We start from the raw sequence: 6,183 nt of genomic DNA, 5'->3' as shown, positions 1-6,183 counted from the left end.
GTTGATAGGCCAGATATGGAAGCCGGGTGACCGGTGGAGTTGACTGGTACTAATAGGCCGAGGGCTTGTCCTCAGTTGCTCGCGTCCACTGTGTTTGTTCTCAGACAACGAACAGTTGTGCTGGTTGAACGGCATCACTAATCAATTGAAGAGTGTGCTTGTTCGCTGAGCCCTGTTCGAACCCCGTTGTATGACGGGGTGACTGATAGGGTTTCGGTGGTCATAGCGTGAGGGAAACGCCCGGTTACATTTCGAACCCGGAAGCTAAGCCTTTCAGCGCCGATGGTACTGCAGGGGGGACCCTGTGGGAGAGTAGGACACCGCCGAACAATCTTTGAGGACCCCTGGTCCCAGCGTTCATGCTGGGACCAGGGGTCCTTTTTTGTTTTTCCGAGGAGCGGCGGCCATACGGCTGCGCGAGAATGACTGCGGTACCGAAGACAGGAGTCACCGATGTCCACCAACTCTCCCGACGACCGTCCGGAGCGAGACCAGCACCGGAGGGACAGCGGCGACCGAGGGGGACACCGCGGCGGACCCCGGCGTGACAACGACCGTGGTGGGGCCGGCCGACGGGACGACTGGGGGCGAGGTCGCGATGACCGAGGCCGCTCCTCCGATCGCGATCGTGGGGACGACCGTCGTGATGACCGGTCGGGTGGTGATCGTGGGGGGCGTCCGCCCTTCCGTCGCGATGACCGGGACCGTGGCGGCTTCCGTCGCGATGACTCGCGCCCGGGCGGCGACCGTGGCGGCTTCCGTCGTGACGGGGACCGTCCGACCCACCGCCGCGACGACGACCGCGGTGGCTTCCGCCGCGACGACTCCCGCCCCACCGGCGACCGCGGCGGGTTCCGCCGCGACGACTCCCGCCCCACCGGCGACCGCGGCGGGTTCCGCCGCGACGATCGTCGGGATGACCGCGGGCGTGATGGTGGTGACCGTCCGTCGTTCCGTCGTGATGACTCGCGTCCCACCGGTGACCGCGGCGGCTTCCGCCGCGACGACCGCCGCGATGACCGCGGGCGGGACGGCGACCGTGGCGGGTTCCGTCGTGACGACGACCGTGGCGGTTTCCGCCGTGATGACCGTCGTGATGACCGGTCGGGTGGTGATCGTGGGGGGCGTCCGCCCTTCCGTCGCGATGACCGGGACCGTGGCGGCTTCCGTCGCGATGACTCGCGCCCCAGCGGCGACCGTGGCGGCTTCCGTCGTGACGGGGACCGTCCGACCCACCGCCGCGACGACGACCGCGGTGGCTTCCGCCGCGACGACTCCCGCCCCACCGGCGACCGCGGCGGGTTCCGCCGCGACGACTCGCGTCCCAGCGGCGACCGTGGTGGGTTCCGTCGCGATGACCGTCGTGACGACCAAAACCGTGGTGGGTTCCGTCGTGACGATTCCCGTCCCGGTGGTGACCGTGGTGGGTTCCGCCGCGATGACTCGCGTCCCAGCGGCGATCGGGGCGGCTTCCGTCGCGATGACCGCCGTGACGATCGTCGGGATGACCGCGGGCGTGATGGTGGTGACCGTCCGTCGTTCCGTCGTGATGACTCGCGTCCCACCGGTGACCGCGGCGGCTTCCGCCGCGACGACCGTCGTGACGACCGCGGGCGTGACGGCGATCGCGGTGGTTTCCGTCGCGATGACCGGGACCGTGGCGGTGACCGTGGTGGTTTCCGTCGCGATGACTCCCGCCCCAGTGGTGACCGTGGCGGGTTCCGCCGTGATGACCGCCGTGACGACCGTGGGCGCGACGATCGCGCACGTGGACCGCGGCGGGACGACACCCGCGGGCGGCCCGGTGGGTACGCGGGGCGCGACGATCGGCGCGGCGATGACGACCGCCGGGGCGGCGGCCGGTTCCGCGAGGACCGTGAGCGCGACCGCGAGCCGATCAAGCGGCTGCCCATCCCCGAGGACGTGACCGGCGAGGAGATCGACAAGGACGTCCGGCAGGAGCTCCAGAGCCTGCCGAAGACGCTCGCCGACGATGTCGCGCGCAACCTCGTGATGGTCGCCCGTCTGATCGACGAGGACCCCGAGGCGGCCTACGCCTACTCCCGGATCGCCCTGCGCCTCGCGTCCCGGGTCGCCGCAGTCCGTGAGGCGGCCGGGTTCGCGGCCTACGCCAGCCAGAAGTACACCGAGGCGCTGGCGGAGTTCAGGGCCGCGCGGCGGATGACCGGCAACGTCGAGCTGTGGCCGTTGATGGCCGACTGCGAGCGCGGCCTCGGTCGGCCCGAGAAGGCGCTCGACATGGCCGGGGCTCCCGAGGTGCAGAAGCTCGACAAGGCGGGACAGGTCGAGATGCGTCTGGTCGCTGCGGGTGCCCGGCGTGACCTCGGACAGCTCGACGCGGCCATCGTGACCTTGCAGAGCCCGGAGCTGGCTTCGCACTCCGTTCAGCCGTGGACCGCTCGACTGCGTTACGCCTACGCCGACGCACTGCTCTCCGCAGGGCGCGAGGACGAGGCACGCGAGTGGTTCGCCAAGGCCGTCGAGTCGGACAAGGACGGAACGACCGACGCTTCGGACCGGCTCGCGGAGCTGGACGGTGTCGAGTTCGTGGACGCCCTGGACGAAAGCGCCGAGGACGCCGAGAGCCCAGCGGTGGACGATGACCTGAACGACGAGGACGTCCCCACCGCGGACACCGACGAGGACGAGGGCGAGGACGACGACGAGGGCGAGCGCAGCGACACCGAGGACCGTACCGACGAGCCCGGTACCGAAGGCGGGACGCGGGACTGAGAGTGACGTCCCGCAGGACCTGCGTCCGAAGGGGAACGTGATGTAGGGGGGTGGATTCTTCGGAATCCGCCCCCCTTCTGCGTGTGCGGTGCCCTCCGGGCGGCGGGTCAGAGGCCGAGGTCGCGCAGCACCAGCCCGGTGGCGGGCTTCGGGCCGAACGAGGTCGACTTGCGCGGCATCGTGACTCCCTGCTGGGCGAGTTCGCGAACGACGTCCTCGTGGACGGGGTGCAGGAGAACCGCCGTTCCGCCGTCCCGTTCCGCCTTAGCCACGGTCGTGGCGGTGTCGTGGATGTAGGCGATCTGCTCGGGGCTGTCGGGGACGCCCCACACGTGGTCGAGCAGGACGGAGTGCAGCACCGTCGCGTCGAGGCCGCGCCAAGCCGCAGGCCGGTCCCCCGGGACCGTGCGGGACAGCAGAGCAGGGTCGGGCCGGTCCACCAGGTGGAAGGCCCCGTCGCCGGTCAGCAGGAACGCGTTGCCCTCAGCCGTCGCCGCACCGAGCGCCGCCATCGCGTGGTCGAGGGGCCCGGGGACGGTGCGCACCCGGAAGTGCCCTTCCAACGCGGTGAGGGCCCGGGCAACGGGGAGCCGGTGGAGGAGCCGGTGGATGGCGCGGACCCGCAGGGGGTAGCGGACGGTGTCGACCAGGAGGACCAGGCCGTGGTCCCAGGGACTCGGCGAGGGGTGTGCCGTCCGTAGGCGCAGGTAGGTGGCCCAGCGGTGGTGGCCGTCCGCGATGAGGGCCTGGTGACGGAGTAGGTCCGCGCGGATCTCCTTGATCTCCCCCGGGGCGGTGACGGACCACAGGCGGTGCCGCACACCGTCCTCCGTGGTCGTCGTCAGGAGCGGGTCCCGCTCGCTCACGCGATCGATCACGGTCGCCGTGCCGCCGCCGTCCTCGCCGCCCCGGTAGGTGAGCAGGAGGGGTTCGAGGTTGGCGTTGGTCGCGCGCATCAGGGCCGCACGGTCGGCCACCACGGGGTCCATCACGTCCTCGTGGGGCAGGACCACGCCCTCGGACGCCTCGGACAGGCGCAGCGCACCGATGACGCCCCGCTGGAGGTGATCGCCGTGCTGCTGTTCGTACACGTAGAGGCCGGGTACCGGGTCGGCGGCGAGGACGCCGTCCGACAACCAGCGGCCGAGGGTGTCGGCGGCGCGCTCGGTACGGGCGGTCGGGGACACGGCCTGGGGCAGGATCAGCCGGACGATGTTGTGCGGGTCGGCCGATTCCAGGTGGTGCAGTCCGTCGGGGCGCACCACGACGTCGTACGGGGGAGAGGTCACCGCGGCCAGGCTGCCGACCCGGTCGGGGACGTACCGCACGCCCCGGAAGGGCGCCAGGTCCAGGCCCCGGGCCGTCTGCTCGTCCGGCTGAGGTCGCCCGCTACCCGCGTCATCCATTGACGCATCGTAAGTCCGCTTCCGGTGTGGGGGATGATCGGGGGAGTACGACCGACGAGGAGCGATGCGCGATGAGTCAGACCACCAGGACCCGGCCAGGCGCCAGCGGACGCCCGCTGAGCGAGGCGTACGACACCGCACTCTTGGACCTGGACGGGGTGGTGTACGCCGGGGGCAGCGCCATCGCCCACGCCGTGGACGCGTTGGACGTGGCGCGCACGGGCGGCATGCGGCTCGCCTATGTGACCAACAACGCGCTGCGCACCCCGGACGCGGTCGCCGTCCACCTGACGGAACTGGGCATACCGACGACGGCCGCGGACGTCATCACCTCGGCGCAGGCGGTGGCCCGTCTCATCGCCGACGAGGTGCCGGCGGGCGCGCGGGTGTTGGTCATCGGAGGCGAGGGCCTGCGCGTCGCGCTCCGGGAGCGGGGACTGACGCCCGTGGACTCGGCCGACGACGACCCGGTGGCGGTTGCACAGGGCTACGGCGGGCCGGACCTGCCGTGGAGCCGATTCGCCGAGGCGAGCTACGCGGTGGCGCGCGGGGTGCCCTGGTACGCGTCGAACACGGATCTGACGATCCCCAGCGGGCGCGGCATCGCGCCGGGCAACGGCGCGGCCGTGGAGGTCGTCCGGATCGCCACGGGAGCTGAGCCGAAGGTGGCGGGGAAGCCGTTGCCCCCCATGCACCGCGAGACCGTTCTGCGGACCGGTGCCCGGCGCCCGCTCGTCGTCGGAGACCGACTGGACACCGACATCGAAGGTGCCTTCAACGGGGACGTGGACTCGCTGCTCGTGCTGACCGGGGTGACCGACGGGGCCCGTCTGCTCGCCGCGCCGCCGGCCCACCGGCCCACGTACGTCGACGCGGATCTGCGGGGTCTACTGACCGGACAGCCGCAGGTCACGGCCGTGGACGGGGCCGGTCCTGTGACCTTCCGGTGCAGGGCCTGGACCGCTTGGGCCGGACCGGAGCGGCTGGAGGTCTCCGGCGGGGACGACGCGTCGGCCGGGGCACTGGACGGGCTGCGCGCCCTGTGCGCCGCGGCGTGGACCGCTGCCGGCGAAGGTGTCTGCGAGCTGGACGGTGAGAAGGCACTCGCCCAGGTGGGGCTGTGAGCGACCGAGCGGAGTGACCCCCGCTCCCGGGGCCGTCCGTCCGCCGACCCGGAACGTCGTACGCGGTAGTTCGGTCCGTGTGCGACGTCCGGGGGCCTCAGAGAGTCCGGGGCCCGGTGCGTCGGGGGGCTCAGAGCAGGGTGCGCAGGCGCAGCAGGTCCTTGAGGCCGGCCTCCAGCTTGATGCGACCGGAGGCCCACGCCTTGGCGAAGTTCAGCCTGCCGTCGACCAGCGCCACCAGGTCGTCGCCCGCCATGGTGAGGCGGATCTGCGCCCGCTGCGAGGGCCGTCCGCGCACGGTGTCCAGCACCTCGATCCGACCGCCTCCCAGGCGCCCGACGAACGTCGTGTCGAGATCCTTGATGTGGCAGGTCAATGAACGGTCCAGCGCCGCCACGTCGCGGGCGCCGCCGTCCGTGGTCGCCAGATTGTCCGAGAGTTTGTCGAGTGCGGCACGGCACTCCTCGATCGTCGCCATCGTGACCGACGGTACCCCACTCCTTCGGGGTAGCGTCGGGGCATGAGCAGCGACTTTGCGCCTCGTTCGGTACCCGGGCCGCCGGATCCCACGGCCGGTTCCGACGGGCTTCCCGGTGCGCCGGGCCCGTCTTCCCGGCCCGCGGGCCGTGTGCAGGACCCGGAGTTCCGGGCTCCCGGAGCACCGGCAGACCCCGTGCCGCTCGGCGTCGACCGCACGGCCACCGGGCACCCGGGGGTCGATGCCCGGCTCGGTCGGCTGGCCGACGTCGACCACCTCGCCACCGATGGTCACCTGGAGGTGTACGAGGATGTGCACCGGGGCCTGCGCGACACGCTGACCGCACTCGACGACCGCACCGGCCCACCGGTCCCCGCACCCCAGCGGGAACCGGCACCCTCGTACGACCACAGGAGCTGAA

At 71.7% G+C, this 6,183-nt stretch carries 5 protein-coding genes, 1 rRNA gene and 1 pseudogene; 5 read left to right on the top strand and 2 right to left on the bottom strand.

The window, feature by feature from the left end; all coding sequences use genetic code 11:
• Positions 1 to 212: 212 nt before the first annotated feature.
• The 3 genes and pseudogenes from rrf (at position 213) to ACFV88_RS30330 (ending at position 2,754) form a co-directional block, all read left to right on the top strand.
• A 5S ribosomal RNA gene (gene rrf, locus ACFV88_RS30340) occupies positions 213 to 329 on the top strand.
• Between the two features lie 265 nt (positions 330 to 594).
• Positions 595 to 1,632, top strand: a pseudogene (locus ACFV88_RS30335) (hypothetical protein); the annotation flags it as partial.
• A 273-nt stretch (positions 1,633 to 1,905) separates the two neighbouring features.
• A complete protein-coding gene (locus ACFV88_RS30330) occupies positions 1,906 to 2,754 on the top strand; it encodes a hypothetical protein (RefSeq protein WP_385495239.1) in 849 nt (282 codons plus the stop codon).
• A gap of 107 nt (positions 2,755 to 2,861) precedes the next feature.
• Here ACFV88_RS30330 and ACFV88_RS30325 read toward each other — a convergent pair whose 3' ends face one another.
• Positions 2,862 to 4,160 (bottom strand): DUF1015 family protein, encoded by a 1,299-nt coding sequence (locus ACFV88_RS30325; protein WP_385495231.1) that lies wholly within the window; start codon positions 4,158 to 4,160, stop codon positions 2,862 to 2,864.
• 71 nt (positions 4,161 to 4,231) lie between these two features.
• On the opposite strand from ACFV88_RS30325, the gene ACFV88_RS30320 reads away from it, so the two are divergent.
• Positions 4,232 to 5,284, top strand: a complete 1,053-nt coding sequence (locus ACFV88_RS30320; protein WP_385495230.1) for an HAD hydrolase-like protein — start codon at positions 4,232 to 4,234, stop codon at positions 5,282 to 5,284.
• 130 nt (positions 5,285 to 5,414) lie between these two features.
• Here the strand turns inward: ACFV88_RS30320 and ACFV88_RS30315 are convergent, their stop codons facing one another.
• Complete coding sequence (locus ACFV88_RS30315) at positions 5,415 to 5,762, bottom strand: SCP2 sterol-binding domain-containing protein (RefSeq protein WP_385495229.1); 348 nt, start codon at positions 5,760 to 5,762, stop codon at positions 5,415 to 5,417.
• Between the two features lie 42 nt (positions 5,763 to 5,804).
• On the opposite strand from ACFV88_RS30315, the gene ACFV88_RS30310 reads away from it, so the two are divergent.
• Positions 5,805 to 6,182 carry a hypothetical protein gene (locus ACFV88_RS30310; RefSeq protein WP_385495228.1) on the top strand — a complete coding sequence of 126 codons (378 nt, stop codon included), beginning with the start codon at positions 5,805 to 5,807 and terminating at the stop codon, positions 6,180 to 6,182.
• The last annotated feature ends 1 nt before the right edge of the window (position 6,183 follow it).

The organism is Streptomyces sp. NPDC059816 (genome assembly GCF_042732055.1).
Lineage (GTDB): Bacteria > Actinomycetota > Actinomycetes > Streptomycetales > Streptomycetaceae > Streptomyces.
Note: the sequence above shows the minus strand (reverse complement) of the source record. Positions and strands in the feature narration are given on the sequence as shown.

Bases quoted from the DNA above. Each gene is read 5' to 3' on its own strand.
- ACFV88_RS30325 (WP_385495231.1), bottom strand. From the start codon at position 4,160: ATGGATGACGCGGGTAGCGGGCGACCTCAGCCGGACGAGCAGACGGCC.
- ACFV88_RS30315 (WP_385495229.1), bottom strand. From the start codon at position 5,762: ATGGCGACGATCGAGGAGTGCCGTGCCGCACTCGACAAACTCTCGGAC.
- ACFV88_RS30310 (WP_385495228.1), top strand. From the start codon at position 5,805: ATGAGCAGCGACTTTGCGCCTCGTTCGGTACCCGGGCCGCCGGATCCC.
- ACFV88_RS30320 (WP_385495230.1), top strand. From the start codon at position 4,232: ATGAGTCAGACCACCAGGACCCGGCCAGGCGCCAGCGGACGCCCGCTG.